This window comes from Mesorhizobium sp. B2-7-2 (assembly GCF_006440775.1).
Taxonomy (GTDB): Bacteria; Pseudomonadota; Alphaproteobacteria; order Rhizobiales; family Rhizobiaceae; genus Mesorhizobium.
In genome coordinates, this window is sequence record NZ_VFTZ01000014.1 from 1 (window position 1) to 26,668 (window position 26,668).

Sequence of the window (26,668 nt, forward strand, 5' to 3'; positions counted from 1 at the left end):
CGACACCTACACGGTCGCCAGCCTGAAGATCTTCTCCGGCACCACCGCAGCCAGCGACACTCAGATCCAGGCGATGATGAACGTCGTCGATGCCGCGCTCAAGTCCATGACGAACGCGGCCACCAAGCTCGGCGCGGCCAAGAGCTCGATCAACCTGCAGAAGACCTTCACCTCGAGCCTGATGGACTCCATCGATCGCGGCGTCGGCCAGCTCGTCGATGCCGACATGAACAAGGAATCGACCCGCCTCCAGGCGCTGCAGGTTCAGCAGCAGCTCGGCGTCCAGGCGCTGTCGATCGCCAACGGCTCGTCGCAGTCGATCCTGTCGCTCTTCCGCGGCTGATCACTTCATACTGACCGGACCAAAGCATCGGGCCGCGCCAAAAGCGCGGCCCGATTTGCGTTTGCTCAAGGCTCGCGCAACCCTCGTTCCCTAACCTCTCGGAAGCCTACTTTTAATAGGCCATTAACCATATCGCGGTAGGTATGGTTAACCAATCACTTAGGTTGTCGAATCGGCCCGACCGGCACGATTCGCAACCGATGGACAGGCCCAACCCGGCCTGTATGGCATGCCGGCTTTTGAGAAGGAGCGAGTTTCTTGGCGAGCATCATGACGAACGCTGCGGCGTTGACTGCACTTCAAAGCCTCAACGCCACCAACAAATCGCTCGAGCAGACGCAGGCCCGGATTTCGACCGGCTATCGGGTTTCCGAGGCCGCCGACAACGCCGCCTACTGGTCGATCGCCACCACCATGCGCTCCGACAATCAAGCACTCTCCACGGTGCAGGACGCGCTCGGCCTCGGCGCCTCGAAAGTCGATACAGCCTATACCGGCATGAACAACGTCCTTTCGACGATCGGCCAACTCAAGACCAAGCTTCTGTCGGCCGTCGGCCAGTCGGATGCAAACAAGGCCAAGACGCAGACCGAAATCACCACGCTTCAAGCGCAGATGAAATCCTTCGCCGATGCCGCCACCTTCTCCGGCTCGAATTACCTTTCGGTGACGTCAACCCAGGTCGCCGCCGCCAATGACGGCGTCCAGCCCGACGCCCAGATCGTCTCCTCGTTCAACCGCTCCTCGTCCGGCGCCATCTCGCTCGGCACCATCGACATCAATGTCGAGAGCACCAAGCTGTTCGATTCCGGCCTCGCAACGGCCGTCAAGAACCAGGGCATTCTCGATCGCAAGACTTCGATCTACTCCACCGCCGCGGACCAGTCGGCATATGATGCCGCCTACGCGGCCTCGATCGCCGGCGGCGCCACCGACATCGCCGCCAACACCGCGGGCCAGGGAGCTGTGACGGGCACGCCCGTCAAGATCGACAACGTTTCCGCCTTCAATCTCGACATCACGGCAGCGGGCGTGACCGATGACATCATCACGCAGATGGTCACCAAGATCGACAACGTCATGAGTCAGCTTACCGACGCCGCCACCGTGCTCGGCGCCGCTAAGAGCTCGATCGACCTGCAGAAGACCTTCACGCAGAGCCTGATGGACTCTATCGACCGCGGCGTCGGCCAGCTCGTCGATGCCGACATGAACAAGGAATCGACCCGCCTTCAGGCCCTGCAGGTGCAGCAGCAGCTCGGCATCCAGTCGCTGTCGATCGCCAACAGCTCCTCTCAGTCGATCCTGGCGCTGTTCAAGAACGGCTAAGCGGCAGAAACATTCCGACCAGCGAAAGGCCGCGCCTCGGGCGCGGCCTTTTTCGTTTTTCGATAAGAGGCCGGGTCGACGCTTTGCTGGACCTTCGGCGGCACGCCTATCATCCTCGCACAAGCTTCGCGGTCTAGTCTTCCGGCGGACAGTCATGCTGGGAGCGGTTGAGTCGTGCCGGAACAGATCCAGAGCATCATCGCGAATTTGAAGAGCTTCGGCGTGAGGCGTCTGGCGCTCATGGGCGGCATCGCGGCCCTGGTCATGGCCGTCATCGGCATCGCGTCGGTCTATCTCAACCGTCCGGCCTATGAGACGCTCTATGTCGGCCTCGAGCGTTCCGACGTCAACCAGATCGGACTGGTGCTGGCCGACGCCGGCATCGGCTTCGATGTCGGCTCCGACGGCACATCCGTGATGGTGCCGGCCGGCACCACCGCGCAGGCGCGCATGCTGCTTGCCGAGAAAGGCCTGCCGACCAGCGCCAATGCCGGCTACGAGCTGTTCGACAATGTCGGCTCGCTCGGCCTCACCTCCTTCATGCAGCAGATCACCCGCGTGCGCGCGCTGGAAGGCGAGATCGCGCGCACCATCCAGTCGATTTCCGGCGTCAAGGCGGCTCGAGTCCACATAGTCATGTCCGAGCGCGCCAATTTCCGCCGCGACGAGCAGCAGCCCTCCGCCTCGGTGGTCATCCGCTATGCCGGCAGCGATGCTGAGAAGAGCGCCATGTCGATCCGCCACCTCGTCGCCGCGGCCGTTCCCGGCCTCTCGGCCGACAAGGTCACCGTGCTCGATTCCAACGGCAACCTTTTGGCCGCCGGCGACGACCCGTCCAACACGAGCGCCGCGCGCACGCTGGGCGTCGAGCAGACGGTCGAGGCGCAGATCGGCGACAACATCCGCCGCGCGCTCACCCCTTATCTCGGCCCGGACAATTTCCGCGCCAGCGTCAAGGCCGACGTCAACACCGACACGCGCCAGACCGAGGAGACGATCTTCGATCCGAACTCGCGCGTCGAGCGTTCGGTGCAGTCGGTGAAAACCAACGAGGCCAGCAACCAGAAGCAGGCCTCGACCCCGACCAGCGTCGAGCAGAACCTGCCCGAGACGCAGACCACCAGCACCGAGGGCCCGCAATCCACCTCGCAGAACGACCGCAAGGAAGAGATCACGAACTACGAGATCAATTCCAAGAAGATCGCCACTGTCTCCAACGGCTACACGGTCAACAAGATGTCGATCGCGGTCGTGGTCAACCAGGATCGCCTGAAGACCATCCTCGGCAAGGACGCCACGCCGGAACAGATCGCCAAGCGCGTCGCCGACATCCAGAAGATGGTCGCCTCGGCCACCGGCTTCGACGACAAGCGCGGCGACATCATCGATGTCTCGGCGGTCGAATTCATCAACGGCCTCGACGGCGAGCCGATCGATCAGCCTGGCATTCTCGCCTCGATCGGCACCTATACCGGTACGCTGATCAATGCCGGCGCATTCATCGTTGTCGTCTTCCTGGTGGCCTTCTTCGGCCTCAAGCCGATGGCCGCCGCGCTGACGGCGTCGGCGAGGCCTACGGCCATTGCCGGCCCGAGCTTCGACGACGTGCAGCGTTCCTTGCCGACGCCCGATGCGCCGGTCGCCGCGATCACCGCCGAGACCCCGGCCGGCGCCCTGTCCGGCGCGCGCGCCGGTGCAACCCCGCTCGATGATCTTCGCCAGAAAATCCGGCCGGCGCCGCAGGACCGGCTTGCCCGCATGGTCGACCTCAACGAGGAGCGCACCGCGCAGATTCTGCGCAAATGGGCAGCCGTCCCGGAAGCCGTGGGTTAGGCCATGGCCTCGGCAGCCCTCTTCGATCTCCTGCCCGATTTTGGTTCGCGCACGCCGCGTGCCAATCAGGCGCCGACCGCGCGCGACGCCGAGCATCTGCCGGCCGCGCCGGAGCCGCAGGCCGACATCGGCGCGCTGATCGCCGGGGCCGTGGCCGACGCGGAGGCAGCGCTCGAGGCGCGCCTCGCGCTCGCCCATCAGGCAGCGCTCGACGCCGAGCGCCAGGCCAGCGACCAGGCCGCGCAAAGATTCCTTGAAAGCTTCGGCGGCGATCTCGGCACCGCTGTTGCCACGCGCATCGAGGCCATGGAGCAGCGCGTTGCCGAGCTTGCCGGCGCAACCGTCGCCCGTATCGTCGGCGGCCTTCTCAGCGACGACCTGCAGGAGCGTTCGCTCGCCGCCCTTTCCCGCGCCATCAGTGCGGCGGTCGCCGACAGCGAGGCCGTGCGCATCGCTGTCCGCGGACCGCTGTCACTGTTCGAGCCGCTGCAGGCGGCGCTCGGATCCCGCGCCGCCAATCTCGCCTTCAGCGAGGCGCCGGGCTTCGACCTGACCATCACCATCGACGAGACCGTGTTCGAGACGCGTATCGCCGAGTGGTCGGCGTCCTTGTCGGAGGTCCTGTCATGAGCGCCGTCGATCATGCCGACACCCGGCACGAGATCATCATCGTCAAGCGCAATCACGACAGTCATGACGACGGTCACCATGGTGGCGTGTGGAAGATCGCCTTCGCCGACTTCATGACGGCGATGATGTGCTTCTTCCTCGTCATGTGGCTGATCAACGCCGCCAACGAGCAGACCAAGGCAGCCGTCGCCAGCTATTTCAATCCGGTCGAGCTGATCGATCGCAACTCCAGCCGCAAGGGCCTGGAAGACCTCGGCGACGGCCCGAGCAAGGTCGGATTGACCGCGGACAACCCGCAGCAGGGCGCGACCAAGGCGGGCGACGACGGCAAGGGCGGCGCCGGTTCCTCCGAACGCCGCCAGACCAAGGACGGGGCGCAGGATGCCCAGCTCTCCGACGAAAAGCTGTTCGCCGATCCCTACGCGGTGCTGGCGGAGATCGCCGCCGATACAGGCGTGATGCAGAACGTCAGCGCCAAGGGCGAAGGCGGCGCCCAGGCGGCCGGTCCGGCAACCGGCGCATCCGGCGGCGAATCCTATCGCGATCCGTTCGCGCCGGATTTCTGGTCGCAGCAAGTGGCGGCGCCTGGCGCCGAGGCCACCGCCGAACGCGCCTGGATCGAAGGCGATCCGGTCAAGCCCGGCGAGAAGGTCGCCACCATCGCGGTACAAAAGGTGAAGGCCGTTCCGGCCGCTCCTGCGCTGGCGGCCGCGCCGCTGGAGCCGCTGGCAACTCCGCAAAAGACCGAGGCCAAGAGCGGGCCAAAGGCCGCGCAAGCCGGGGCCGAGACGCCGTCGGGCGAAGCAGACAAGACCGAGATAGCCCAAGGCGGGAAAGCTGAAGTCGACAAGCGCGAGGCTGCAGCGGCCGACACCAAGGCCGAAACCGCGAAGGCGGAGAAGACTGAACCCGAGCAAGCCGCCGACAAAGGCGACAAGGCGCCGAGCAAAGCCGCTCTTCAGGAAGCGGCGGATATCAAGAAGGAACTCGCCAAGGCATTCCTGCCGGGTGAAAAGCTCGCCGACGGCGTCTCGGTCGAGGCCACCGACAAGGGCGTCGTCATTTCGATTACCGACCAGCTCGATTTCGGCATGTTCGAGATCGGCTCGGCCATGCCGCGCCGCGAGCTGGTGCTGGCGATGGAAAAGATCGGCCGCATCGTCAACGAGAAGAAGGGCACCATCACCATCAGCGGCCACACGGACGCGCGGCCGTTTCGCAGCGACACTTACGACAACTGGCGGCTGTCCACCGCGCGCGCCCATTCGGCCTACTACATGCTGGTGCGCGGGGGCGTCGACGAAAGCCGCATCACCGAGGTCGCGGGCTTCGCCGACCGGCAGCCAAAGATCGCCTCCGATCCGATGGCTGCCGCGAACCGGCGCATCGAAATCCTGATGGCGGCCGGCGGATGAGGGCCAGGACCGTCATCGGCCATGCGATGGAGCGCTTCGCCGTTTCAGCGAAACGGCGAGCCGCTCCACCTCCTTGCCTTGGCGCAATTCCAAACGGAAGACCGCCTCACGCTTTTCCTGGGATGGCGCTGGCGCTGGCGCTGTTCGTCGCCGGGCCGTCATCGGCGGCCTTCGCGCAGGACGCCCTGCAACCCTATCAGCTCGTGCGTTCGCTGCAGCTGATCCAGGATCGCATTGCCGGCGGCGATCATGCTGCGTTGCCGATGCAGGCAAAACTCCTCGAAATGATCGACGCCCGGATGCACAATGCCGATGCCGAGGATTTCAAGGAGCCGAAGAACTTCCGCGCTTTGCTTGTCTACGGCATGAGCGGCGGCAATCCGATGACGGTCGCGGCGGCGGCTTCGCGCGCGGCAACCGACCCGCAAAGCCTGGCCATCGCCAAAGGCGTCGTCGCCTATCTGAGCGGCCGGCCGGCCGAGGCGATCGAAATGCTGAAGCCGATCGATCCGATGGGCGTGCCCGCCGACCTCGGCGCTTTCCTGGCGCTGGTCAAGGGCTCGCTGCTTGCGACCGATGATCCTGCGGCAGCGCTGAACCTGCTCGACGAGGCGCGCCTGCTCAGCCCCGGCACGCTGGTCGAGGAGGCGGCGCTTCGCCGCTCCGTGGGCATCGCGGCCGCGCAGGGCGACGCCGCTCGTTTCGCGCTGGCTTCGACCCAGTATGTCGCGTCCTACCTCTATTCGCCTTACGCCAGCCAGTTCGCCGATGCCTTTGTTTCCGGCGTCATCACGCTGCACATGGCGATCAGCCAGGACAAGATCGCCGACATCACCTCGATGATGGATCCCGAGCGCGAGACAGTGATCTACCTGCGCATCGCGCGCCGTGCCGCGATCGACGGGATGACGGAGCTCTCGGCTTTCGCCTCGGCGAAGGCCGAGCTGGGCCGCAACGGCAACGGCAACCGGGACGACCCGCGCACTCAGCTCTATTCGAGCCTTTCCACCATGACATCGGCCAGTGTCGATGAAGTGCGAGCCAAGCTCGGCAAGATCGATCGCGGCAAGCTTTCGCAAAGCGACCGCGACCTGCTCGACGCCGCGCAGGCCGTGGCCGGCGAAGTGATGGCGCCGGTCAAAGCGCCCGCCAATGCCGAAGCCGCACCGACAATCGTTGCAAGAGGCGACGGAGGGAAATCCGCGACCGAGGCCTCAGCCGACCCGGCCAATGCGGACTTGCCTCCCGTGGAAGGAGCGATGCTCGACCAGCCACCGGTCATGACACGCGATCCAGCGGTCGCGGTGGGCGATCCAGCGGTCGCGCCGAGCGACCAGGCGAAAGACACGGCGCCCGCCGCTTCGCTGCCCCCTGTCCCGCAGCCGGCGCAAGTATCGGCTGAAACCCCGGCGGCCGCTCCGGCTCCGACCGGCGCCGCGCCGATGGTTAAGGCATCCGCACCGGCGACGCCCGTTGCACAAGACCCAATCGATGCGGCGGTGACCAGCACGCGGCGTCAGCTCGACCAGATCGACCAACTCCTCGGAGCAGCCCCAAAATGACCAGCGTCAACCAGACCTTGCCGGGCTTTGCTTCGACACAGTCCCCGCCCCGGCAGCACACTACCGGCGACAAGGATGGGGATCAGAATTTCGGCAAGATGGTGCATGGGACCGAGAGCCCACAGGACAAGCACACGGCCGGACCGGTGATACCGAACGCGCATCCGGCAAGGCGCTTGCCGGCCAATGCCGGCAAGCCTGAGCCGCACCAGGACCCGCAGGGGAAAACCGGTTCGCAGAAGGCGACGGGAAAGTCCCCGAAGACCGACGGGCAATCCTTATCCGCGAAGCAGACCGCGGATAAGGATACCGCGGCGCAAGCCGACGATCCCCCGCCGCTGCAGGACCGCTTGCCGTTGCTGATGGCGCTGGGCGACATGAAGCATTTCGCGCAATCGTCGGGCGCGGGCGGCGCTGACGGTGGAGAAGCTGCCGGCGACCACGGATCGCTGGAACTGCCGCTGCGCGCCGGCAAGCGTGCGGCGGTCGACAGTTCCGCCGGGCCGCTGTCGCGATCCATCCGTTCGACGGCAGCGGACGATTCCGGGCCCGATTTTGAGCAGAAGCCGGTGAAGGCGCAAATGGCTCTCGATATGCCGGGCCGGCGTGATGCCGATGCCTTGCCGGCGCAAGGGGATGATCCGGCGGCCGATAGCCCGTTGCCGCCGCAAGGCTGGCGGCCGGCTTCCGCATCCAAGGCTTCGCTGCAATCGCAGTCGGCCGCGCAGCAGGCTCCGGGCAAGCCGTCTTCTTCCGCCGGACGCATGGAAGTCGTCAGCCAGCAGAGCTTCCCGGCGCCGGCGCAAAACCCGATCGGCCAGACGGCATCGGCGCTGGTTGAAGGGCTTGCCTCCGACAATGGCGTCCAGCAAGCCTTTGCAAGCGCCTCGACGGGCTCCCAGACGACCAATTCTGTTGCCGTTCCGACACATGTGCTGAAGATCGAGCTGCACCCTTCGGAGCTCGGATCGGTTGTCGCCAGCCTGCGGCTCTCGGGGGAGCGACTTTCGATTGAGATGAAGCCCGAGACACACGAGGCATACCGCCGTCTCACCGCCGACAGCGACGCCGTCGTCAAGTCGATGCGCAGCCTCGGCTTCGACGTCGACAAGGTCACCATCCTGCAACCCTCGATAGCGACGCATGCGGCCAGTCGCGCCGACGCAACCAGCGCCATGCCGATGTCGACAGGCCGCGACCAGCCTTCGTTCCAGCCTGGGAACTCGGGCGGCAACGGTGCGGGCGGCGGCCGGCAACCGGGAAGGAACAATGGCGATGGCGCACAGGAATTCGGTCGAGCCGCTTCGCCTCTTCGCGAGCGTGCTGACGACGATATGTATATCTAGTTTCGCTGCCGGCGCGGCCAGCGCCGCAGCCAATCCCTGCGAGCCGGAGATCCTGCGCGCCGCCGATCGCTACGGAGTGCCCGCCGGAATCCTGTACGCCGTCGGCCTGACCGAGACCGGAAAGAAGGGTAGTCTTCAGCCTAATGCCTTGAATATAGAAGGAAAAGCCGTGTTTCCTCGCAGTCGCGGCGAAGCGCTCGCCGCATTCGAGAACGCGCGTCGCGAGGGCAAGACGCTGATCGATCTCGGCTGCATGCAGATAAACCATCGCTATCACGGCGCGCAGTTCCGCAGCGTCGAGGACATGCTCGACCCGCATCGCAATGTCGACTACGCGGCGCGCTTCCTGGTCAGCCTGCATGCCCGGCACATGACCTGGTCGATGGCCGTCGCCCGCTATCATGCCGGCCCCGACAACGACCCGGCGCAGAAGGTCTATGTCTGCCGCGTCATCGCCAACATGGTCGCCACCGGCTTCGGCAAATGGACGCCGAATGCCAGCACTTTTTGCAACCAATAGTTGTTTGGCTTGAGGTCCGGTCGACTTTCGCCAGCCTATCCGCCGGCCCCGATATTCGTCAGTCAGCAGCTGGCGCGAATACACCAGCGCAACCGCTTTTATTACGGTTCCCAAAAAAACTCCCAAGAAAATAGCTACAAGAAATGATGGTTTTTCAGGATTCATCGAGCCGGGTACCCCTTTCCGCACGGGGCAAGTGAAATGATTCGGAGGGCGGGCCGATGATCGTGATCGTTGACGAGCGAGAGCTCGTGACAGAGGGCTACTCTTCACTTTTCGACCGCGAGGGGGTGGCCACTGCCGGCTTTGCGCCAGGCGAATTCGGCGAGTGGGTGAGTTCCGCCGCCGACACCGATCTCAGATCCGTCAGGGCCTTTCTCATCGGCGACTGCCGCGAAGGCGCGATATCGCCGCGCCAGATCCGCGACCGCACCGGCGCGCCGGTGATCGCGCTCAGCGAACATCACTCGCTCGAGCACACGCTGCGGCTGTTCGAAAGCGGCGTCGACGATGTCGTCCGCAAGCCGGTGCATATCCGTGAGATTCTCGCCCGCATCACCGCCATCCGCCGCCGCGGCTCCGAAGAGGCCGCCTATACCGAGGTCGGGTCGATGCGGATCTTCATGGACGGCCGCGATCCGGAGATCAACGGCGAGCCGCTGCCGCTGCCGCGCCGCGAGCGGCGCATCCTGGAATATCTGGCCGGCAACCGCGGCCGGCGCGTGACCAAGACCCAGGTCTTCAACGCCATCTACGGCATCTTCGACGAGGAGGTCGAGGAGAACGTGGTGGAGAGTCACATCTCGAAGCTGCGCAAGAAGCTGCGTGAGAAGCTCGGTCACGATCCGATCGATTCCAAGAGGTTCCTCGGCTACCGGCTGGTGTTTTGATGGCCGCCCTGGAGCATGATCCCGAACCGAAGGTCAGCGAAAGCAAAAAGTGGGAACCGGTTTTCGGACAAAGATCATGCTCCAACAAAGAGTCAGAGCGTGATGGCGATTCAACGAAGCGCCATCACGGTCTAGGCCCATCGCGCGCCAGCCTCGCGCAAGACACGAGGCATAATTTTATGGCCTCCTACCCGGGCAACGCGGAGATGTATCGATGAGCCTCTACGGAATGATGCGGACCGGCGTTTCCGGTATGAACGCGCAGGCCAACCGCCTCTCCGCGGTGGCCGACAACATCGCCAACTCGGACACCACCGGCTACAAGCGCTCTTCGGCCGAGTTCTCGTCACTGATCATGCCCGGCACCGGCGGCGCCTATAATTCCGGCGGCGTGACCACCACGATCCGCTCGGCCGTCGGCACGCAAGGCGTCATGACCTACACCACCTCGGTGTCCGATCTTGCCGTCAACGGCGACGGCTTCTTCGTCGTCCAGGATGCCGGCGGCACGCCCTACCTCACCCGCGCCGGTTCCTTCGTCCCGGATGCGCAGGGCCGGCTGGTCAATGCCGCGGGCTACCAGCTCATGGCCTACGACTACGCCAATGGCGATCCGGCAGCGACCGCCAACGGCTTCGAGGGCCTCGTGCCGGTGCAGATCTCCGATCAGCAAATGACGGCGACGCCGAGCACCGAGGGCCTGTTCTCTGGCAACCTGCCCGCGGGCGCGACGCCGCCCTCCGGCCCGCTGCCGTCCAGCAACAGCGCGACCGCCGAATACACGTCGAAAACCTCGCTGGTCGCCTATGACAATCTCGGCAACAAGAAGCTGCTCGACGTCTATTTCACCAACACCGGCACCGGAACATGGGAAGTCTCGGTCTTCGATCAGTCGAAGGCGACCCCCGGCACCTCCTTCCCCTATGCCGGCGGCGCGCTGGGATCGGCCAACCTCACCTTCGACACCACGACAGGCAAGCTCACCGGCGCGACCACGGGCGTCTCCTTCACCGTTCCGGGCGGCCAGACCCTCAACCTCGATCTCTCCAAGCTGACCCAGCTCGGCACCGGCTTCACCGTCGCCGACGCCAAGGTCAACGGCAATGCCCCGAGCTCCATCCAGAAGGTCCAGATCGGCCAGGACGGCGTCATCTACGCTCAGTTCGCGGACGGCTCGACCAAGGCGCTTTACAAGATACCGCTTGCCGACGTTCAGAGCCCCGACAACCTCACCGCGATGCCCGGCAACGTCTATGTGCAGAGCACCGACTCCGGCGCCGTCCACATCGGCTTTGCCAATGAGGGCAAGCTCGGCTCCATCGTCTCCGGGGCACTTGAAAACTCCAACGTCGATATCGCCGAGGAACTGACCAACATGATTGCGGCGCAGCGCAGCTACACCGCCAATTCCAAGGTCTTCCAGACCGGCTCGGACCTGATGGACGTCCTCGTCAACCTGAAGAGATAAACGACGGGCGCCGCCCGTGAAAGATCAGCATGTCGCTTTCCTCCGCACTAAGCATTGCCCAATCGGCGCTCCTGGCCACGTCCAAGCAGACCAGTGTCGTATCGCGCAATGTGGCCGACGCGTCGAACCCTGACTATACCCGCCGCATCGCCGTGGTGACCAGCACGGCGCCGGGCGCCCGGGCGGTGGAAATCCAACGCGCCGCGAACGAGCTCCTGTTCCGCCAGAACCTTTCGGCGCTGTCGGCATGGAGCGGCCAGAGCGCGCTCTACAACGGCATGGATCAGCTCGAACTGTCGGTCAACGGGGTCGACAACGCGTCGTCCCCCTCGACGGCCATCGCCAAGCTGCAGCAGCAGCTGCAGCTCTACGCCACGACGCCATCGAACCAGACCCTCGGCACCAGCGTCGTCGATGCCGCCAAGCAGGTGGTGAATTCCCTCAACAGCGGCACCAAGGCGATCCAGGACTTCCGTACCCAGGCCGACAGCCAGATCGCCACCGCCGTCGACGACCTCAACTCCCTGCTCGGCCAGTTCCAGGATGCCAACAAGGCCGTCATCTCCGGCACGCGATCTGGCACCGACGTGTCCGACGCACTCGATCAGCGCGACGCCCTCCTGAAAAAGATATCGGAATATGTCCCGGTATCGACCTTCACGCGCGGCGACAACGACATGGTCATCACCACCAAGGACGGCACGACGCTGTTCGAGACCGTGCCGCGCTCGGTGACCTTCGCGCCGTCGGCCGGCTATTCGGCTGGCACGCCCGGCAACACAATCTACATCGACAACGTGCCAGTCTCGGCCGGCACCGGCGACAACTCCGCCGACGGCAAGCTTGCGGGCCTGCTGAAGCTGCGCGACGGCGTCGCCTCGACCATGCAGAGCCAGCTCGACGAGATCGCGCGCGGCCTTGTCACCGCATTCGCCGAGACCGCGCCATCGCAGCCCAATGCGGCCGGCCTGTTCACCTGGTCCGGCGCCCCGGCAATCCCGGCCGCCGGCACCCTGGTCGACGGCCTCGCCGGATCGATCGGCGTCAACGCCGCCTTCGATCCGAGCGCCGGCGGCAATCCCGCGCTGTTGCGCGACGGCGGCGCCAACGGCGTGGCCTATGTCGTCAACACCGGCGGCGCATCCTATTCGGACCTTCTGATCAGCTACGGCAACAAGCTCGATCAGCCGATGGCCTTCGATGCCTCGGCCGGCATCGCCGTCAGCTCCGGCGTCTCCGACTACGCGGCCAATGCCATCGGCTGGTTCGAAGGCGTGCGCCAGCAGGCCTCGACCAATGCCGACAGCAAGCAGGCGCTGGCAGCGCGAACGGCCGAGGCGCTGTCCAACGATACCGGGGTCAATGTCGACCAGGAAATGTCCCTGCTTCTCGATCTCGAGCACACCTATCAGGCCTCGGCGCATATGATGAAGACCGTGAGCGACATGCTGGACGCCCTGATGAGCGCGGTAGGATAATTCATGAAAGCGACAGCCGTTTCCTCAGCTGCCATCTCCAACGCCCTGCGTTACCAGCAAGCGAAAATGCAGGCGGACCTTGTGAAGGCGACGACGGAATCCACGACCGGCAGGGTCGCGGATGTCGGTCTGGCGCTGGGCGGGCGCACGACCCAGGCCGTCACCTTCCAGCGCGACCTCGACCGGCTGAACGGTATCGTCGATTCCAACGCGCTCGTCACCGCGCGCCTGACATCGACCCAAGATTCGCTCGGCCAGATCGCCGGTGCCGCGCAGAGCTTCCTGTCGGCGCTGACCAGCGGCGTGTCGGGCGACTCCTCGACCAGCATCCTGCGAACCGCCGGCGCCTCGGCGCTGCAACAGATGACGGGTATCCTCAACACCAGCGTCAACGGCGAATATCTGTTTGCCGGCACCAACACCGACGTCAAGCCGATCGACGACTTCAACGCCACGGGCTCGCCGGCCAAGGCCGCCTTCGATGCGGCCTTCTCGAGCTATTTCGGCTTTGCCCAGACCGACCCGGCGGCGGCCAACATCACCGGCGCGCAGATGGACGACTTCATCACCACCAAGGTCGAGCCGCAATTCCTGGGCGCCGGCTGGCAGGCCAACTGGTCGAGCGCCACCGATGAGCAGATCACCAGCCGCATCTCGCTCAACGAAACCACCCAGACCTCGGTCAGCGCCAACGAACAGGGTATCCGCAAGCTCGCCATGGCGTCCGTCATGGTCAGCAGCCTGCTTACCGGCAGCATCAGCGAGGCCGCCCAGAACGCGGTCGTCAGCCGCGCGCAGGCGCTGGTCGGCGAAGCCATCGGCGGCGTTACCCAGGTGCGGGCCGAAACGGGCCTTGCCCAGCAGCGCGTATCCGACGCCAGCGACCGCATGAAAACCCAGGTCGACCTGTTCGAGAAGCATATCGTCGATCTCGAGGGCGTCGATCCCGCGGAAGCCGCTACCCGGGTCGCGGACCTGACGCAGCATATCGAGACCTCCTTCGCCTTGACCGCGCGTCTGCAGCAGCTCAGCCTGCTGAACTATCTGACTTGAACACGTAAACCGGAACGCCAGAGCGCCGACGATGTATCAATTCTCCTACGCCGACATCCAGACCGACTCCGTCGCCGACGCCAAGGACCGGGAGCGGCAATTGCTCACCCGTTCGATCGACATGCTGGCCGCGGCGGCAGCCGTTGGCACCGAGTCGATGGAAGCCGTCGAGGCGCTGCATTTCACCAACCGCATCTGGACCACCTTCGTCGAGGATCTCGGCTCCAGCGACAACGCCCTGCCCAAGGAGCTGCGCGCCAACCTGATCTCGATCGGCCTATGGCTGCTGCGCGAGACGGAAGACATCCGCCAGGGCCGCACCAACAATTTCGAAGGACTGATCGAGGTCTCCCAGATCATCCGAGACGGCATCCAATGACCAACACGCTGAAGATCTCGCTAAAGCCCAACGAGAAGATCTATATCAACGGCGCGGTCATCCGCGTCGACCGCAAGGTCACCATCGAGCTGATGAACGACGTGCAGTTCCTGCTCGAAAGCCACGTCATCCAGGCCGATCAGGCCTCGACGCCGCTCAGGCAGCTTTATTTCATCGTGCAGATCATGCTGATCAACCCGGTCGGCGCCCCCGAGGCGCGCGAGATGTTCCGCCGCTCGCTGCCGATGCTGATCGCAAGCTTCGACAACCAGGACATCTGCAAGGGCCTGAAGCAGATCGACCGCATGGTCGGCGAGGATGAGATCTATGAGGCGCTGAAAGCGATCCGCGCGCTCTATCCGCTCGAGCGCAGGGTGCTCGAAGACAATGACGACATTCCCCAAACGCCGCGCGCATTGGCTGTAGGAGCATAACATGGCCGTGGACATGACGACAACGATCCCGGTTGGCGCCAACCAGGCCAGCCAGAAGACTTCCAAGACGGCGGTTGACTACCAGTCGTTCCTGAAACTCCTGATCGCCGAGATGAAGAACCAGGATCCGACCAAGCCGATGGATTCCACGCAGTATGTCGCGCAGCTCGCCACCTTCTCCCAGGTCGAGCAGTCGGTGCAGACCAACACCAAGCTCGACCAGATCATGCAGTCCTCGGCATTGTCGCAGGCCGATGCACTGATCGGCCGCTCGATCACCTCGGCCGACGGCAAAACAACCGGAACGGTGGCTTCGGTGACGCTCTCCAGCAGCGGCCTGATCGCCGTGCTGCAGGACGGCACCCAGGTCCCTGTCGGCGCGGGCGTGTCGATCAAGCCGGCCGCCTGAGCATGTCTCACGAAAGTGGGTCCGGTTTCGGGGCAAGGACATGCTTAAATCAAAACCTAAAACAGGTTGCGTGAACCGTTTTTCATGCGACCCGCTTTAGCGGGCTCGCGAGAGGTCAGCCATGAACGAGGCCGATGCCCTCGATATCGTCCAGTACGCCGTGTGGACGGTTCTTACCGCTTCCGCTCCCGTGGTGCTGGTGGCGATGGTCGTCGGCATCGGCATCGCGCTCATCCAGGCGCTGACCCAGATTCAGGAAATCACGCTGACCTTCGTGCCGAAGATCGTCGCCATCATGCTCGTGGTGGCGCTGACCGGCCCCTTCATCGGCGGCCAGATCTCGGCCTTCACCAACGTCATCTTCGAGCGCATCGAGCACGGCTTCTGACGCTAGGCAGCGCGCTGCGCGGTGGCGTGCTGCGCGACGCGATGAAATGGTCTGCTTCCGAACTGGACGACTTGATCGACATGGCAAGGAGCCAGGAAACGTCGCGCCTGCGTCTCGTCGGCATGGAAATGCTGCTCAGGCTTTACATGAATGGCGAGACAACAGGCGCGTTGACCGAGGCCCTGCATGCCGAGGAGAGAGGCGCGAAATAACCCAAAGTTGGTCCAGACGGCCGAGATGCTTGGCTTAAAGCTTCGCCGACGCATTTTCGCCTTTGCCATCCTATTGTTGGGTCGCACTCTTTGGCGAGTCGCCCGCCTCCGCGGGCGCGGCGAGCCTCTATAGCGGACGAAGGCGCAACCATGATCGACGACGAGCCGGAAAGCGAACGCGTCTCCGCGCTGGCGCCGTTCCGGCACGGCATCTTTCGCGCCGTCTGGTCGGCCAGCCTGGTGTCGAATTTCGGCGGCCTGATCCAGGGCGTCGGCGCCGCCTGGATGATGACCACTATTGCCACCTCGCCCTACCAGGTGGCGCTGGTCCAGGCCTCGACCACCTTGCCGATCATGCTGTTCGCGCTCGTTGCCGGCGCCATCGCCGACAGCTTCAACCGCCGCAAGGTGATGCTGGTGGCGCAGACCTTCATGCTGGTCGTCTCGGCGCTTCTGACCTTGTTCACCTGGCAAGGCTGGATGACGCCGTGGACGCTGCTTGCCTTCACCTTCCTGATCGACAGCGGCACGGCGTTGAATAGCCCGTCATGGCAGGCCTCGGTCGGCGACATGGTGCCGCGCGCCAAGGTGCCGGCGGCGGTCGCGCTCAATTCGCTGGGCTTCAACATCACCCGCAGCGTCGGCCCGGCCATCGGCGGCGTCATCGTCGCTGCCGCGGGTGCGGCGGCCGCCTTCGCCGCCAACGCCGTCAGCTATGTCGGCCTGATCGTCGTGCTCGCCCGCTGGAAGCCGGCGCTGCCCGAGCAAACCCTGCCGCGCGAGTCGCTTGGCGCGGCAATGGGCGCCGGTCTGCGCTATGTCGCCATGTCGCCCAACATCGCCAAGGTGCTGGTCCGCGGCTCGGCCTTCGGCTTCAGCGCCGGCGCGGTGCTGGCGCTTCTTCCCCTGGTGGCGCGCGATGTCGTCAAGGGCGACGCGCTGACCTACGGCATCATGCTCGGCGCCTTCGGCATCGGCGCGGTTGGCGGCGCGCTGATCAGCGTGCGGCTGCGGCAGCTGCTGTCGAGCGAGACGATGGTGCGCATGGCCTTTAGCGGCTTCGCGCTATGCGCCTTCAACGCCGCAGTCAGCCACAATGCCTGGCAGACATCGGCGGGCCTGCTCATCGGCGGCGCCTGCTGGGTGATCGCGCTCTCGCATTTCAACGTCACCGTGCAGATGTCGACGCCGCGCTGGGTGGTCGGCCGCGTGCTGTCGATCTACCAGACGGCGACCTTCGGCGGCATCGCGCTGGGCAGCTGGATCTGGGGTGTCGTCGCCGACGCGCATGGCGCCGAGACCGCGCTGACCGCTGCGGCGGTCGCGATGCTCGCCGGCGGCGCCATCGGCTTCGTCCTGCCGCTGCCGCGGCAGACGGTGCTCAACCTCGATCCACTAAACCGCTTCAAGGAACCGATGCTGGCGCTCGATCTCAAGCCGCGCAGCGGCCCCATCGCCATCATGATCGAGTACATTATCCGCGAGGAGGACGTACCGGAATTCCTGGCGACGATGGCCGAGCGCGGCCGCATCCGCCGCCGTGACGGCGCCCGCAACTGGACTTTGGCCCGCGACCTCGAAAATCCGGCGGTGTGGATCGAGCACTACCACACGCCGACCTGGGTCGAGTATATCCGCCACAACCGACGCGCCACCCACGCCGACGCCGTGGTCGGCGAACGCATCCGCGCGCTGCACAGCGGCGACAACCCGCCGCGCGTGCGCCGCATGATTGAGCGTCCAACCACCGCCGGCACGACGCTTGTCTCGCCGAAGGGGCCGATCGATCACTGACGGCACGTCGTCCGAAGCGTGCTTCAGGCAAACGACATGCGCCGAAGATCAAAGATCAGCCGGCTAGCCTTCGCCGGACAAATCCCGCCGCGCCTTGTCGAGCTCTTCGGCATAGCGGCGCATCAGATGGCTTTCGGTGAGCAGGCCGAGCACGATGCGCTCGTCGAAATCCTCGACCACCGCCAGTTCTTCGGCCCCGGTGCGCTGGAAGGTCTCGGCGGCGGTCTGGACATTCATCGACGGCACCAGCACCGCGTCCTTGAACTGGGCGAGCGCACTCACCGGCGTTTCGCCATCGGAGCGATCGCTGTGCAGTTCCGGCACCAGCAGCATGCCGACATATTGGTCGGCCTGCTCGACGGCGATGACCCGCTGCGCCGAGCCGAGCGGGATCTCCTTGCGGAATTCGGAGAGCGTGGTCGAGGCAGGGATGGTGCGGACATCCTTGCGCATCATCGAGCCGACGGTGAGGCTGCGCATCCAGCCGACGTCATGCGCGCTGCGGATCGTCTCGCCGCGCAGGTGGAAACGCCAGGTCGAGAAGGAGTAGCCGAAGGTCTCGCGCACCAGGATCGCCGACATGATCGAGGCCGCCAGCACCACGCCGGTGAGCGTCAGGTCGCGGGTGGATTCCAGCGCCAGGAACGTCATGGTCAGCGGACCGCCGACGACGCCCACCGCAAGCGAGGTCATGCCGACGACGGCGGCGACCGCCGGGTCGACGCCGGCCGACGGCGCGGTCAGCGCCATGACGCCGGCAAAGACCTTGCCGAGCAAGGCTCCCAGGAACAGCGAAGCGAAGAACAGGCCGCCGCGGAAGCCCGAGCCGAGCGAGATGGCGGAGGCCGCCAGCTTCATCACGAAGACGCTCGCCACCACGGGAAGGGCATAATTCATGGCGAACTCGCGGTGCAGCGCGCCATGGCCGCTGGAGAGTACCTGCGGCGTGACCAGCCCGAGCAAGCCGACGAAGATGCCGCCGATGAAGGGCCTGACCGACACGTCGATCGACAACCGCACAAAGAGCCGCTCGACGATGCTCACCAGATGCATGATCGCGATCGAGGCAGCCCCGCCGAGCAGCCCCAGCAGCAGGAACGGCACATACTCGCCGGCGGTCAGATTCGGCAGACCTGAGAGTTCCAGCGGGAACGGCACGCCGCCGAACATTTCCGCCGTCAGCGAAGCGGCTATCGCCGCCGCCATCACCGGCGCCACATTGGCGACGGAGTAGATGCCGATGACCAGCTCGAAACCGTAGAAGGCGCCGGTCAGCGGCGCGTCGAAGGCGGCGGCGATCGCACCGGCCGCGCCGCAGCCGACCAGCATTCGGACATCGTTGCGGCGCAGCCGGAAAGCGCGGGCAAGTCGGGAAGCTACGCCGGAGCCGATCTGCGTATAGCCGGCTTCCAGCCCGACCGAGGCGCCGAAGCCGCTTGAGACCATCGTCTGCGCCACGATGATGAAAGTGTCGGTGAGCGACATGCGCCCGCCATAGAGGGCGTTGGCTTCGATCGGGTCGACAGGTGTGCGGAACTTGCGCTTTCTGAGCCAGATGACGGAAAGGCCGAGCAGCAGGCCGCCGATCGCCGGGAACATCGCCTGCACCGGATCGGCGAGCGAGAACATCGCCGAAAGCCGCCCGCCCGGCTGCACGTCGAACAGCAGGTAATGCATGCCTTGCACCAACGCGCTCATGCCGGTGACCAGCGCGCCCGCGATGACGCCGACCATGCCGGCCATCAGCACGATCACGATGCCGCGCGCCTCGAGCACGGGGATCGAGCTGATCAGCACCGCGCGAAGCCGGCGGGCGTAAACTTTTGGGTCGTTTCTGGCAGGCAACGGAGCGGCTCGCCGGTATGCGAAAGATAAGAACTGCCGTGCCTGATACGCGCGGCGGCTTTGCGTGGCAATCGCAATGCCGACCGCATGTGGCGCCATTTTGGCGTTGCGCCAAATAGCGTTACGAAAGACTTGTCGCCGCGACCAAGGAGATAGACTTAGTCAGGTACCGGAATGTTCAGCGCGCGGTGCCGAGCAGTCTCGGGAAGCTAAGGTCACGAGGGCAACTCCTTCATTCGGCCAGGCGAAAGCCAGCGCGCCAGCCGAGCTCGCCGACGGCCTTGTCGGTCGCGATATGGCGGTTCGGCTCCGCGACATTGAAGGCGCCCTGCGCTCCCCGCTCGACGGCAAGCAGCGCGGCGTAAGCGGCGGCGTCGACATGGACGGCCGGCTCCGCGGCGCTGTCCGCACCGGTACCCGGTCCATAGAGATGGCCGTAGCGCAGCACGATGCCGGTGATCGGCGAGGAGCCGAGCACATGCTTCTCCAGCGCAATGACGCCGCCGACGCTCACGGCGCGGCCGCCTACCGCATCGCTGTCCAGCGGATCTGTCTCGGCATGCGGCTCTGCGCCCGGTGCATAGACCCAGGCGATGCTTTGCGCGATCAGCCGGTTGGCACCGGCCGCCTTCGCCGACTCGACGAGATTGCGGGTTCCCTCGTCGCGAATGCGAGCGTTGCGTACAGTTGCTTCAGCCATCTTGGAGGGATCGAGCCCGGCCGGCAGGTCTGTGAGCTGGTGGATGACGATCTCAGGCTTCGCCGCCACGACCGCGGCGCGCAGAGCGTTTGCATCAAACACATCGACCACCACCGGATCGGCGCCAAGCGCCCGAAGGTTTTCGGCTTTTGCCTCTTGGCGCGTCGTCGCCGTCACCTGATGACCTGCCGCCACCAGTTGCGGCACCAGCCGGCGACCGATAGCGCCCGAGGCGCCCGCAAGAAAAATGCGATGGCCCATCGTCTCTCGCTCCTTGCTGCTATAATATCAGAGTGCGAACAACATATAAGAGCCCTGACATCATGCGCAAGGGGAACCCATCCATTCCGTCCGCCGGTGAAGGCAAGCGCGGCGAGCAAGGCTATCTGGGCTATCTGCTGCGCCAGGCGGCCGGCGCCTATCGTCTGAAGGTGGAAAGGGCCCTGGATGAATTCGGCGTGACGCAGGCGCAGTTCGCGGCCCTCACCATGATCTCGGCCTATCCCGGCCTGTCCAATGCCGATCTGGCCCGACTCGCGGTGCTGACGCCGCAGACGGTGAGCGTGATTGTCGGCAATCTGGAAAAGGCCGGCTCGCTTGTCCGCCGGCCGCATGCCGTCCACGGCCGCATCCAGCATCTCGACCTCTCGGACAGCGGCCGCGCCTTGCTGAAGAAATGCCGCGAGCGGGTTTATAAATTGGAAGGCGAGCTGACCGCCGGCCTCTCCGCCGAGGAGGAACGTGCCGTGCGACGCTGGCTGGTCGCCGTCGCGACCGCTGAGGCGGCACAGCTGTAGATACCTCGGACGATCAGGTCGGCACGCCGCCCTCCGTCTCGAAAAGCGTGAGCTTGCGCTCGCCGATGCCAAGCTCGGCCCAGCTCGCGCGCCATTCGGCGATATGCGCCGCTTTGAAGTGCGCCTCGAGCGCGGCACGGTCGCTCCAGGCCTCCGAGACATGGATGAGCCCGGCATCCAGCACATCCTGCGCGTAGGAATAGCCGAGGCAGCCGGGCTCGGCGCGGCTCGCCGAAATCATTCGCTGCATCGCCGGCTTTGCCTGGTCGAGCCTGTCGGACGGCAAGCGGACCGTGCCGATGATCAGGAGCATGCGATTTTCCCTTCCGACAGGTGGCTGAAGCGCCGTAGCCGCTCTCCCACTTTCGCGCAAGCTTGGAGAGTTACGGTCAACGGCCTGCCCTGTGCGTGGCGGCCCTGGATTTGAGGACGACATGGCGATCAGCGAAACACTACCGTCCGGCCTGGCGGTCAAGAACGGCCGCGACATCTTCTTCGCGCTGGGCATCGTCTTCATCCTGGCGGTGCTGTTCCTGCCGATCCCCGCATTCCTCATCGATATCGGCCTCGCCTTCTCGATCGCGCTTTCGGTGCTGATCCTGATGGTGGCGCTGTGGATCCAGCGGCCGCTCGACTTCTCGTCCTTCCCGACCGTGCTGCTCATCGCCACCATGCTGCGGCTATCGCTCAACATCGCCACCACGCGCATGATCCTGTCGCACGGCAACGAAGGCACGCATGCCGCCGGCTATGTCATCTCGGGCTTCTCGAAATTGGTGATGTCGAGCGACTTCGTCATCGGCCTCATCGTCTTTATGATCCTGATCGTGGTGAATTTCATCGTCATCACCAAGGGCGCGACCCGCATCGCCGAGGTCGGCGCGCGTTTCACACTCGACGCCATTCCCGGCAAGCAGATGTCGATCGACGCCGACCTTTCCGCCGGCATGATCGATGAGAAGACCGCGCAGCTGCGCCGCCGCGAGCTGGAGGAGGAGAGCTCCTTCTTCGGCTCGATGGACGGCGCCTCGAAATTCGTGCGCGGCGACGCCATCGCCGGCCTGATCATCACCGCCATCAATATCGTCGGCGGCATCGCCATCGGCTATCTGCGCCACGACATGGGCCTTGGCCAGGCGGCCGACGTCTTCATCAAGCTGTCGGTCGGCGACGGCCTCGTCACCCAGATCCCGGCGCTCATCGTCTCGCTCGCCGCGGGCATGCTCGTCTCCAAGGGCGGCACGCGCGGCTCGACCAACCAGGCGGTGTTCGGCCAGCTCGGCGCGCATCCGCGCGCGCTCTACGTCGCGGCCTCGCTGCTGGTCATCCTCGGCCTGATGCCCGGCCTGCCCCTGTTCCCCTTCTTCGCGCTTGCCGGCGGCATGGCCGGCCTCGGCTACATCATCCCGCTGCGCCTGAGCCGCGAGCGCGCCGCCGCCGAAGCCCTGAAGACGCAGGAAAAGGCGAACAAGGTCGAGGAGGAGAAGAACTCGGTCAAGGCCTCGCTGGTCACCGCCGAGATCGAGCTTCTGATCGGCAAGCAGCTTTCGACCAGGCTGATGGTGGCGCACCAGGAACTGGTGTTCCGCATGTCGAAGATGCGCAAGAAATTCGCCCAGCAATACGGCTTCGTGGTGCCGGAGGTGCGCGTCGCCGACGACTTCGCCATCCCGCCGAAGAGCTATCAGATCAAGGTGCACGGCACTGTGGTCGCCGAATACCAGATGCGCGTCGGCGAGATCATGGTGCTGCTCGGCACGCGTGGCGTGCCGGAAATCCCCGGAGAGGAAATCCGCGAGCCGGCCTTCGGCATGCGCGCCTATTCGGTGCTCGAAACCTTCGCCGAGGATCTGAGACGCGAGAACTTCACCTTCGCCGACAATATGTCGGTGCTGCTCACGCATCTCTCCGAGGTTATCCGCAACAACCTGCCGCAGCTCCTGTCCTACAAGGACATGAAGGCGCTCTTGGAGCGGCTCGACCCGGAATACCGCAAGCTCGCCGACGAGATATGCACCTCGCACATCTCCTATCCAGGGCTGCAGGCGGTGCTGAAGCTGCTGCTCGCCGAGCGCGTCTCGATCCGCAACCTGCATTTGATCATCGAGGCGATCGCCGAGATCGCGCCGCATGTGCGCCGCACCGAGCAGATCGTCGAGCACGTGCGCATCCGCATGGCGCAGCAGATCTGCGGCGACCTCTCCGAAGGCGGCACGCTCAAGGTGCTGCGCCTCGGCAACCGCTGGGACCTCGCCTTCCATCAGAGCCTCAAGCGCGACGCCAAGGGCGAGGTGCGCGAGTTCGACATCGATCCGCGCCAGCTCGAGGAATTCGGCCAAGACGCCACCAAGGCGATCCGCAAGCATCTCGAGGCCGGCGAGCGTTTCGTGCTCGTCACCGCGCCCGACGCCCGTCCCTATGTGCGCATGATCATCGAGCGGCTGTTCACGACGCTTCCCGTTCTCAGCCATGTCGAGATCGCCAAGGGCGTCGAGATCAAGGTGCTCGGAACGATCTCGTGAACGCGCTCTCGCAAGGCGTCGTCATCGCCGCCTTCCTCGCCTTCTGCCGTATCGGCGCCTGCTTCATGCTGATGCCCGGCCTGTCCAGCGCCCGCGTGCCGCTGCAGGTCCGGCTGTTCGTTTCGCTCGCCGCCACCGGCGGCTTGCTCGCTTTCCTGTGGGACCGCATCTACCCGTTCGTCGATCCCCGCCCGCAGGTCCTGGCGCCGATGATCGTCTCCGAGCTCCTGGTCGGCGGGCTGATCGGCGCCATGACCAGGCTCTACATGGAGGCGCTGCGCTTCATGGGCTCGGCCATCGCCATGCTGATCGGCTATGGCGGCTCGGGCGGACCGGCGATCGAGGAGCCCGAGCCGCAGGCGGCGCTTGCCGCCATCATCTCGTTCTCGGCGCTGCTTCTGCTCTTCGTCTTCGACTTCGACCACGAGATCGTCAAGGCGCTCGTCGCCTCCTACACGGTCGCTCCGGTCAACGTATTCTTCAATCCGCAGGCGGCGCTGGTCGACGTCACCGACACCGTGTCGGATGCCTTCTTCCTGGTCATCCGCCTCGGCAGCCCGTTCGTCGCCTATGCCATCCTGGTCAATCTGACGATCGGCTTCGTCAACAAGCTGACGCCGCAGATCCCGGTCTATTTCATCTCGCTGCCCTTCGTCATCGCCGGCGGAATGATCATCTTCTATTTCGCCGTCGGCACCTTGCTGTCGCTGTTCGTCGACGGCTTCGTCGACCTCACGCTGGCGAGATAGGCTCCATGACCGCGCGAAAGGACCGCCTGAAGAAACTGGTCAAGGTGCAGGAACAGTTGAAGGCGCTGCACGAGACCCGCCACGCCGGCTTCCTTGCCGCCGCCGTCAGGGCGGAAGCGGAGGCGAAGGAGCTGATCGAGCATTTCGACACCGACAGGTCGCTGGCTGGCCTCTTCCCCGCGCTTTACCACAAGCGCATCACCGACGCGCTCGGCCGGCAGCAACAGAACCTCGATAATGCGCGCCAGGAAGCGGCGCTGATCGCCGCCGCGACGGCGCGCACCAACATGGTCGAGCGCGCCTACAAGGACGAGCGCCGCCGTGACGAGCGCGAACGCTCCGACCGCGAGCGCCTCGATCTGATCATGCAGAAGCGAACCTCCGACGGCTGATCATCGCAAGCCTGCCACAAGCTTCTTCAGTCATTGTGCAACTAACAAAACCGGCAAAGGGCGGACTTTCTTGGCCATTTCCCCACCCAGCGACATCGTCATGGACGTCGCCCGCGCAGCGGAGCCGGCCGATGTCGAGGCCGCGCGGGCAGCGCTCGCGAGAAGGGCGAATGGCGCCTCGGCACCGTTCGCGCTCGATCCCCCCGCGACGGTTGATGCCGGCTCCATTCTCTCGCGTGCAACGGCGGACAAGGCGGAAGCCGCCAATCCGGCGAAGAAGTTCCAGCGCTTCGAGGCGATGGTGCTGACGACCTTCATCCAGAACATGATGCCCAAGGACACCGAGGGCGTTTACGGCAAGGGCCTGGCCGGCGACATGTGGAAGTCGCAGCTCGCCGAAAAGGTGGCCGATGTCATGGCCGCGCATGGCGGCATCGGCATCGCCAGATCCATGCTTGCCGACCATTATCTTGACGGCAAGCACAAGGTGCCGGTCGGCCCCGTCGCCGGCGGAGCGCAGAAAACCGAGATCGACCGGCAGACCCGGCTTTCGACCTCGATGATCGAGGAGCTTGAGCGCAAAGCAGCACGGTCGATGACCGGCGACGAGACGACCATAAAAACAGATATTAAGATCTAGGGACCTACATGGCCGACCAAACGGACCTTTCCAACCTTCCCACACGCACCAACGCATTGGAGGCGCACGCCGCCGCGCGACCCGGCAACCTCGCCGCCATCATCGGCCGCATCGAGGAAGTCGTGGACGAGGAAACCGCCGGCATCCGCAGCGGAACGGCCTATGATCTCAAGGCCTCGAACGCGCGCAAGAGCCGGTATCTCTACGAGCTGAACCGCGCCATGAAGGGCGCCAACGAGATCGAATTCCTCGAGCAGCATCGCGAAGGCCTGCTGCGGCTGCGCCAGAAGCTGGCCAGGAACGAGGCGGCGATCCTTGCCCATCTCAACGCGGTCAACGAAGTCGCCACGCTTTTGAGGAATGCCATCCAGCGCGCCGATACCGACGGCACCTATTCGGCCGGTGAGTTCGGAATGGCGCGAGCCTGATTGAGATGGTCGAGGCGCAAGGACAGACCCGGTGATAAAATTCATCGCCGCCGCGCTGTGGATCTGCGCCGTGACGCTCGGCGCGGTCTTCTATTCCTTCCAGGCGGCGGGCCAGCGCGGCGCGGCCGAGCCGCCGAAGCCGATGCTGGGCGGCCTCGACTATGTCAAGACCGACATGATCTCGGTGCCGCTGCTGCGCGACGGCACGATCGAGGGCTATTTCCTCACCAAGCTCGTCTACACGGTGGAGCCGGACCAGATAAAGAAGCTGTCGATCCCGGCGCAGGCGCTGATGACCGACCAGGTCTATTCCTATCTCTATTCCAACCCGCAGATCGATTTCACCAAGAAGGAATCGATCGATCTCGACGCTTTCCGCAAGTCGATCCGTGACACCATCAACACCCGCGTCGGCGTCGAGCTGGTGCACGAGGTGCTGATCGACCAGGTCAACTTCCTGTCCAAGGACGATATCCGCGACAACGCGCTTCGGCGCCGCAAGAATGCCGGCGACACCGCGGCGGCGATGACCAAGCCTTTCCAGGCGGCGCCGGAGCATTGACTGCCTGGCCGCGTCCGGCGGCGATAGACATGGCCCAGTTCCCCTAAGCGATATGACGCAGGGTCACCGCGTTGACGTAAACGTCAACTCGAAGCTATATGCGCCTGTGGTCGCGCTGAGCGCGGCGCGTCTACCTCGCCCAGCGGCCAAGCGCCGGTGCGCGTCAACGCAACCAACGAGGAGAACCGCCATGGGCGTTCAGGAGATTGCCGACAAGATCAAGTCGCGCGTGGCAAGCGCCGGCTTCGAACATTCGGTCAAGTTCGACACCGGCAGCGACGGCGTCATCGTCATCGACGGTGCGACCGTCTCGACCACCGATGCGCCGGCCGACTGCACCGTCAAGCTGTCGCTCGACGATCTGGATTCGCTGATTGCCGGCGACCTCAATCCGACCATGGCCTTCATGTCCGGCAAGCTGAAGGTCGAGGGCGACATGACCGTCGCCATGGCGCTTAGCCAGTTGCTCGGCTGACCCTTTGCAAAAACAGCAACGCCGCCCGATGGGCGGCGTTGCTGTTTTTGTCGAACCTAGAGCAATTCCAGGAAA

General features: G+C 64.9%; 29 protein-coding genes. 26 read left to right on the forward strand and 3 right to left on the reverse strand.

The features are described from left to right. The 18 genes from FJ425_RS19115 to FJ425_RS19200 all read left to right on the forward strand — a co-directional run. Window positions 1–343 (forward strand): flagellin (locus tag FJ425_RS19115; protein WP_281407509.1); only part of this gene is annotated, 343 nt, incomplete at its 5' end. A gap of 258 nt (window positions 344–601) precedes the next feature. Continuing rightward, window positions 602–1,672, forward strand: a complete 1,071-nt coding sequence (locus FJ425_RS19120) for a flagellin (RefSeq protein WP_140632299.1) — start codon at window positions 602–604, stop codon at window positions 1,670–1,672. Window positions 1,673–1,846: 174 nt separating this feature from the next. Continuing rightward, window positions 1,847–3,505, forward strand: a complete 1,659-nt coding sequence (gene fliF / locus FJ425_RS19125; protein WP_140725398.1) for a flagellar basal-body MS-ring/collar protein FliF — start codon at window positions 1,847–1,849, stop codon at window positions 3,503–3,505. A gap of 3 nt (window positions 3,506–3,508) precedes the next feature. After that, window positions 3,509–4,135 carry a hypothetical protein gene (locus FJ425_RS19130; RefSeq protein WP_140632305.1) on the forward strand — a complete coding sequence of 209 codons (627 nt, stop codon included), beginning with the start codon at window positions 3,509–3,511 and terminating at the stop codon, window positions 4,133–4,135. After that, window positions 4,132–5,550 (forward strand): MotB family protein, encoded by a 1,419-nt coding sequence (locus FJ425_RS19135; protein ID WP_140632307.1) that lies wholly within the window; start codon window positions 4,132–4,134, stop codon window positions 5,548–5,550. The genes FJ425_RS19130 and FJ425_RS19135 overlap by 4 nt, the downstream gene beginning before the upstream one ends. A 122-nt stretch (window positions 5,551–5,672) precedes the next feature. Further along, window positions 5,673–7,112, forward strand: a complete 1,440-nt coding sequence (locus FJ425_RS19140; protein WP_140632310.1) for a chemotaxis protein MotC — start codon at window positions 5,673–5,675, stop codon at window positions 7,110–7,112. Next, window positions 7,109–8,458 (forward strand): flagellar hook-length control protein FliK, encoded by a 1,350-nt coding sequence (locus FJ425_RS19145; RefSeq protein ID WP_140632312.1) that lies wholly within the window; start codon window positions 7,109–7,111, stop codon window positions 8,456–8,458. The genes FJ425_RS19140 and FJ425_RS19145 overlap by 4 nt, the downstream gene beginning before the upstream one ends. Continuing rightward, complete coding sequence (locus FJ425_RS19150) at window positions 8,388–8,978, forward strand: transglycosylase SLT domain-containing protein (protein WP_140632709.1); 591 nt, start codon at window positions 8,388–8,390, stop codon at window positions 8,976–8,978. Before FJ425_RS19145 ends, FJ425_RS19150 begins: the two co-directional genes overlap by 71 nt. 221 nt (window positions 8,979–9,199) lie before the next feature. Further along, complete coding sequence (locus tag FJ425_RS19155) at window positions 9,200–9,868, forward strand: response regulator transcription factor (RefSeq protein WP_095766367.1); 669 nt, start codon at window positions 9,200–9,202, stop codon at window positions 9,866–9,868. A 214-nt stretch (window positions 9,869–10,082) separates the two neighbouring features. Then, entirely contained in the window at window positions 10,083–11,336 is a 1,254-nt protein-coding gene (locus tag FJ425_RS19160) for a flagellar hook protein FlgE (RefSeq protein WP_140542855.1), read from the forward strand. A gap of 29 nt (window positions 11,337–11,365) precedes the next feature. Next, a complete protein-coding gene (gene flgK, locus FJ425_RS19165) occupies window positions 11,366–12,814 on the forward strand; it encodes a flagellar hook-associated protein FlgK (RefSeq protein WP_140632315.1) in 1,449 nt (482 codons plus the stop codon). Between the two features lie 3 nt (window positions 12,815–12,817). Next, the gene (locus FJ425_RS19170) at window positions 12,818–13,867 is read left to right on the forward strand and encodes a flagellar hook-associated family protein (RefSeq protein WP_140632318.1); all 1,050 of its coding nucleotides are present in this window, start codon (window positions 12,818–12,820) and stop codon (window positions 13,865–13,867) included. Window positions 13,868–13,898: 31 nt separating this feature from the next. Then, window positions 13,899–14,246, forward strand: a complete 348-nt coding sequence (gene flaF, locus FJ425_RS19175; protein WP_040989989.1) for a flagellar biosynthesis regulator FlaF — start codon at window positions 13,899–13,901, stop codon at window positions 14,244–14,246. After that, a complete protein-coding gene (gene flbT, locus FJ425_RS19180) occupies window positions 14,243–14,680 on the forward strand; it encodes a flagellar biosynthesis repressor FlbT (protein WP_140632321.1) in 438 nt (145 codons plus the stop codon). Before flaF ends, flbT begins: the two co-directional genes overlap by 4 nt. A gap of 1 nt (window position 14,681) precedes the next feature. Further along, a complete protein-coding gene (gene flgD / locus FJ425_RS19185; RefSeq protein WP_140632323.1) occupies window positions 14,682–15,089 on the forward strand; it encodes a flagellar hook assembly protein FlgD in 408 nt (135 codons plus the stop codon). Between the two features lie 121 nt (window positions 15,090–15,210). Continuing rightward, complete coding sequence (gene fliQ, locus FJ425_RS19190; protein ID WP_095766361.1) at window positions 15,211–15,477, forward strand: flagellar biosynthesis protein FliQ; 267 nt, start codon at window positions 15,211–15,213, stop codon at window positions 15,475–15,477. A 26-nt stretch (window positions 15,478–15,503) separates the two neighbouring features. Beyond that, the gene (locus tag FJ425_RS19195) at window positions 15,504–15,689 is read left to right on the forward strand and encodes a hypothetical protein (protein ID WP_140632326.1); all 186 of its coding nucleotides are present in this window, start codon (window positions 15,504–15,506) and stop codon (window positions 15,687–15,689) included. Window positions 15,690–15,839: 150 nt separating this feature from the next. Further along, complete coding sequence (locus tag FJ425_RS19200; RefSeq protein ID WP_140632328.1) at window positions 15,840–17,483, forward strand: MFS transporter; 1,644 nt, start codon at window positions 15,840–15,842, stop codon at window positions 17,481–17,483. A gap of 63 nt (window positions 17,484–17,546) precedes the next feature. Here the strand turns inward: FJ425_RS19200 and FJ425_RS19205 are convergent, their stop codons facing one another. Then, a complete protein-coding gene (locus FJ425_RS19205; protein WP_140725401.1) occupies window positions 17,547–19,328 on the reverse strand; it encodes a chloride channel protein in 1,782 nt (593 codons plus the stop codon). 232 nt (window positions 19,329–19,560) lie between these two features. Next, complete coding sequence (locus tag FJ425_RS19210) at window positions 19,561–20,289, reverse strand: NAD(P)-dependent oxidoreductase (protein WP_140725404.1); 729 nt, start codon at window positions 20,287–20,289, stop codon at window positions 19,561–19,563. Window positions 20,290–20,351: 62 nt separating this feature from the next. Here FJ425_RS19210 and FJ425_RS19215 point away from each other — a divergent pair, with 62 nt between their 5' ends. After that, the gene (locus FJ425_RS19215) at window positions 20,352–20,825 is read left to right on the forward strand and encodes a MarR family transcriptional regulator (RefSeq protein WP_140725407.1); all 474 of its coding nucleotides are present in this window, start codon (window positions 20,352–20,354) and stop codon (window positions 20,823–20,825) included. Window positions 20,826–20,838: 13 nt separating this feature from the next. Here FJ425_RS19215 and FJ425_RS19220 read toward each other — a convergent pair whose 3' ends face one another. Continuing rightward, complete coding sequence (locus tag FJ425_RS19220; protein WP_140725410.1) at window positions 20,839–21,138, reverse strand: putative quinol monooxygenase; 300 nt, start codon at window positions 21,136–21,138, stop codon at window positions 20,839–20,841. A gap of 121 nt (window positions 21,139–21,259) precedes the next feature. On the opposite strand from FJ425_RS19220, the gene flhA reads away from it, so the two are divergent. The 7 genes from flhA to FJ425_RS19255 all read left to right on the forward strand — a co-directional run bounded on the left by flhA (window position 21,260) and on the right by FJ425_RS19255 (window position 26,593). Next, complete coding sequence (flhA, locus tag FJ425_RS19225; RefSeq protein ID WP_140725413.1) at window positions 21,260–23,347, forward strand: flagellar biosynthesis protein FlhA; 2,088 nt, start codon at window positions 21,260–21,262, stop codon at window positions 23,345–23,347. Then, window positions 23,344–24,096, forward strand: coding sequence for a flagellar biosynthetic protein FliR (fliR, locus tag FJ425_RS19230; RefSeq protein WP_140632344.1), 753 nt, complete (start codon window positions 23,344–23,346; stop codon window positions 24,094–24,096). Before flhA ends, fliR begins: the two co-directional genes overlap by 4 nt. 5 nt (window positions 24,097–24,101) lie before the next feature. Continuing rightward, entirely contained in the window at window positions 24,102–24,488 is a 387-nt protein-coding gene (locus tag FJ425_RS19235) for a hypothetical protein (protein ID WP_140725415.1), read from the forward strand. A gap of 70 nt (window positions 24,489–24,558) precedes the next feature. Next, window positions 24,559–25,128, forward strand: coding sequence for a rod-binding protein (locus FJ425_RS19240; protein WP_224707822.1), 570 nt, complete (start codon window positions 24,559–24,561; stop codon window positions 25,126–25,128). 8 nt (window positions 25,129–25,136) lie between these two features. After that, a complete protein-coding gene (locus tag FJ425_RS19245; RefSeq protein WP_140725418.1) occupies window positions 25,137–25,556 on the forward strand; it encodes a hypothetical protein in 420 nt (139 codons plus the stop codon). A gap of 31 nt (window positions 25,557–25,587) precedes the next feature. After that, the gene (locus FJ425_RS19250; RefSeq protein WP_095766351.1) at window positions 25,588–26,118 is read left to right on the forward strand and encodes a hypothetical protein; all 531 of its coding nucleotides are present in this window, start codon (window positions 25,588–25,590) and stop codon (window positions 26,116–26,118) included. 190 nt (window positions 26,119–26,308) lie between these two features. After that, the gene (locus tag FJ425_RS19255) at window positions 26,309–26,593 is read left to right on the forward strand and encodes an SCP2 sterol-binding domain-containing protein (RefSeq protein ID WP_140632349.1); all 285 of its coding nucleotides are present in this window, start codon (window positions 26,309–26,311) and stop codon (window positions 26,591–26,593) included. Window positions 26,594–26,668 lie beyond the last annotated feature (75 nt).

Excerpts from the sequence above, each read along its gene's own strand:
- FJ425_RS19130 (WP_140632305.1), top strand. The coding sequence starts at position 3,509 with ATGGCCTCGGCAGCCCTCTTCGATCTCCTGCCCGATTTTGGTTCGCGC.
- FJ425_RS19135 (WP_140632307.1), top strand. The coding sequence starts at position 4,132 with ATGAGCGCCGTCGATCATGCCGACACCCGGCACGAGATCATCATCGTC.
- FJ425_RS19140 (WP_140632310.1), top strand. The coding sequence starts at position 5,673 with ATGGCGCTGGCGCTGGCGCTGTTCGTCGCCGGGCCGTCATCGGCGGCC.
- FJ425_RS19145 (WP_140632312.1), top strand. The coding sequence starts at position 7,109 with ATGACCAGCGTCAACCAGACCTTGCCGGGCTTTGCTTCGACACAGTCC.
- FJ425_RS19150 (WP_140632709.1), top strand. The coding sequence starts at position 8,388 with ATGGCGCACAGGAATTCGGTCGAGCCGCTTCGCCTCTTCGCGAGCGTG.
- FJ425_RS19155 (WP_095766367.1), top strand. The coding sequence starts at position 9,200 with ATGATCGTGATCGTTGACGAGCGAGAGCTCGTGACAGAGGGCTACTCT.
- FJ425_RS19160 (WP_140542855.1), top strand. The coding sequence starts at position 10,083 with ATGAGCCTCTACGGAATGATGCGGACCGGCGTTTCCGGTATGAACGCG.
- flgK (WP_140632315.1), top strand. The coding sequence starts at position 11,366 with ATGTCGCTTTCCTCCGCACTAAGCATTGCCCAATCGGCGCTCCTGGCC.
- FJ425_RS19170 (WP_140632318.1), top strand. The coding sequence starts at position 12,818 with ATGAAAGCGACAGCCGTTTCCTCAGCTGCCATCTCCAACGCCCTGCGT.
- flaF (WP_040989989.1), top strand. The coding sequence starts at position 13,899 with ATGTATCAATTCTCCTACGCCGACATCCAGACCGACTCCGTCGCCGAC.
- flbT (WP_140632321.1), top strand. The coding sequence starts at position 14,243 with ATGACCAACACGCTGAAGATCTCGCTAAAGCCCAACGAGAAGATCTAT.
- flgD (WP_140632323.1), top strand. The coding sequence starts at position 14,682 with ATGGCCGTGGACATGACGACAACGATCCCGGTTGGCGCCAACCAGGCC.
- fliQ (WP_095766361.1), top strand. The coding sequence starts at position 15,211 with ATGAACGAGGCCGATGCCCTCGATATCGTCCAGTACGCCGTGTGGACG.
- FJ425_RS19200 (WP_140632328.1), top strand. The coding sequence starts at position 15,840 with ATGATCGACGACGAGCCGGAAAGCGAACGCGTCTCCGCGCTGGCGCCG.
- FJ425_RS19210 (WP_140725404.1), bottom strand. The coding sequence starts at position 20,289 with ATGGGCCATCGCATTTTTCTTGCGGGCGCCTCGGGCGCTATCGGTCGC.
- FJ425_RS19215 (WP_140725407.1), top strand. The coding sequence starts at position 20,352 with ATGCGCAAGGGGAACCCATCCATTCCGTCCGCCGGTGAAGGCAAGCGC.
- FJ425_RS19220 (WP_140725410.1), bottom strand. The coding sequence starts at position 21,138 with ATGCTCCTGATCATCGGCACGGTCCGCTTGCCGTCCGACAGGCTCGAC.
- flhA (WP_140725413.1), top strand. The coding sequence starts at position 21,260 with ATGGCGATCAGCGAAACACTACCGTCCGGCCTGGCGGTCAAGAACGGC.
- FJ425_RS19235 (WP_140725415.1), top strand. The coding sequence starts at position 24,102 with ATGACCGCGCGAAAGGACCGCCTGAAGAAACTGGTCAAGGTGCAGGAA.
- FJ425_RS19245 (WP_140725418.1), top strand. The coding sequence starts at position 25,137 with ATGGCCGACCAAACGGACCTTTCCAACCTTCCCACACGCACCAACGCA.
- FJ425_RS19255 (WP_140632349.1), top strand. The coding sequence starts at position 26,309 with ATGGGCGTTCAGGAGATTGCCGACAAGATCAAGTCGCGCGTGGCAAGC.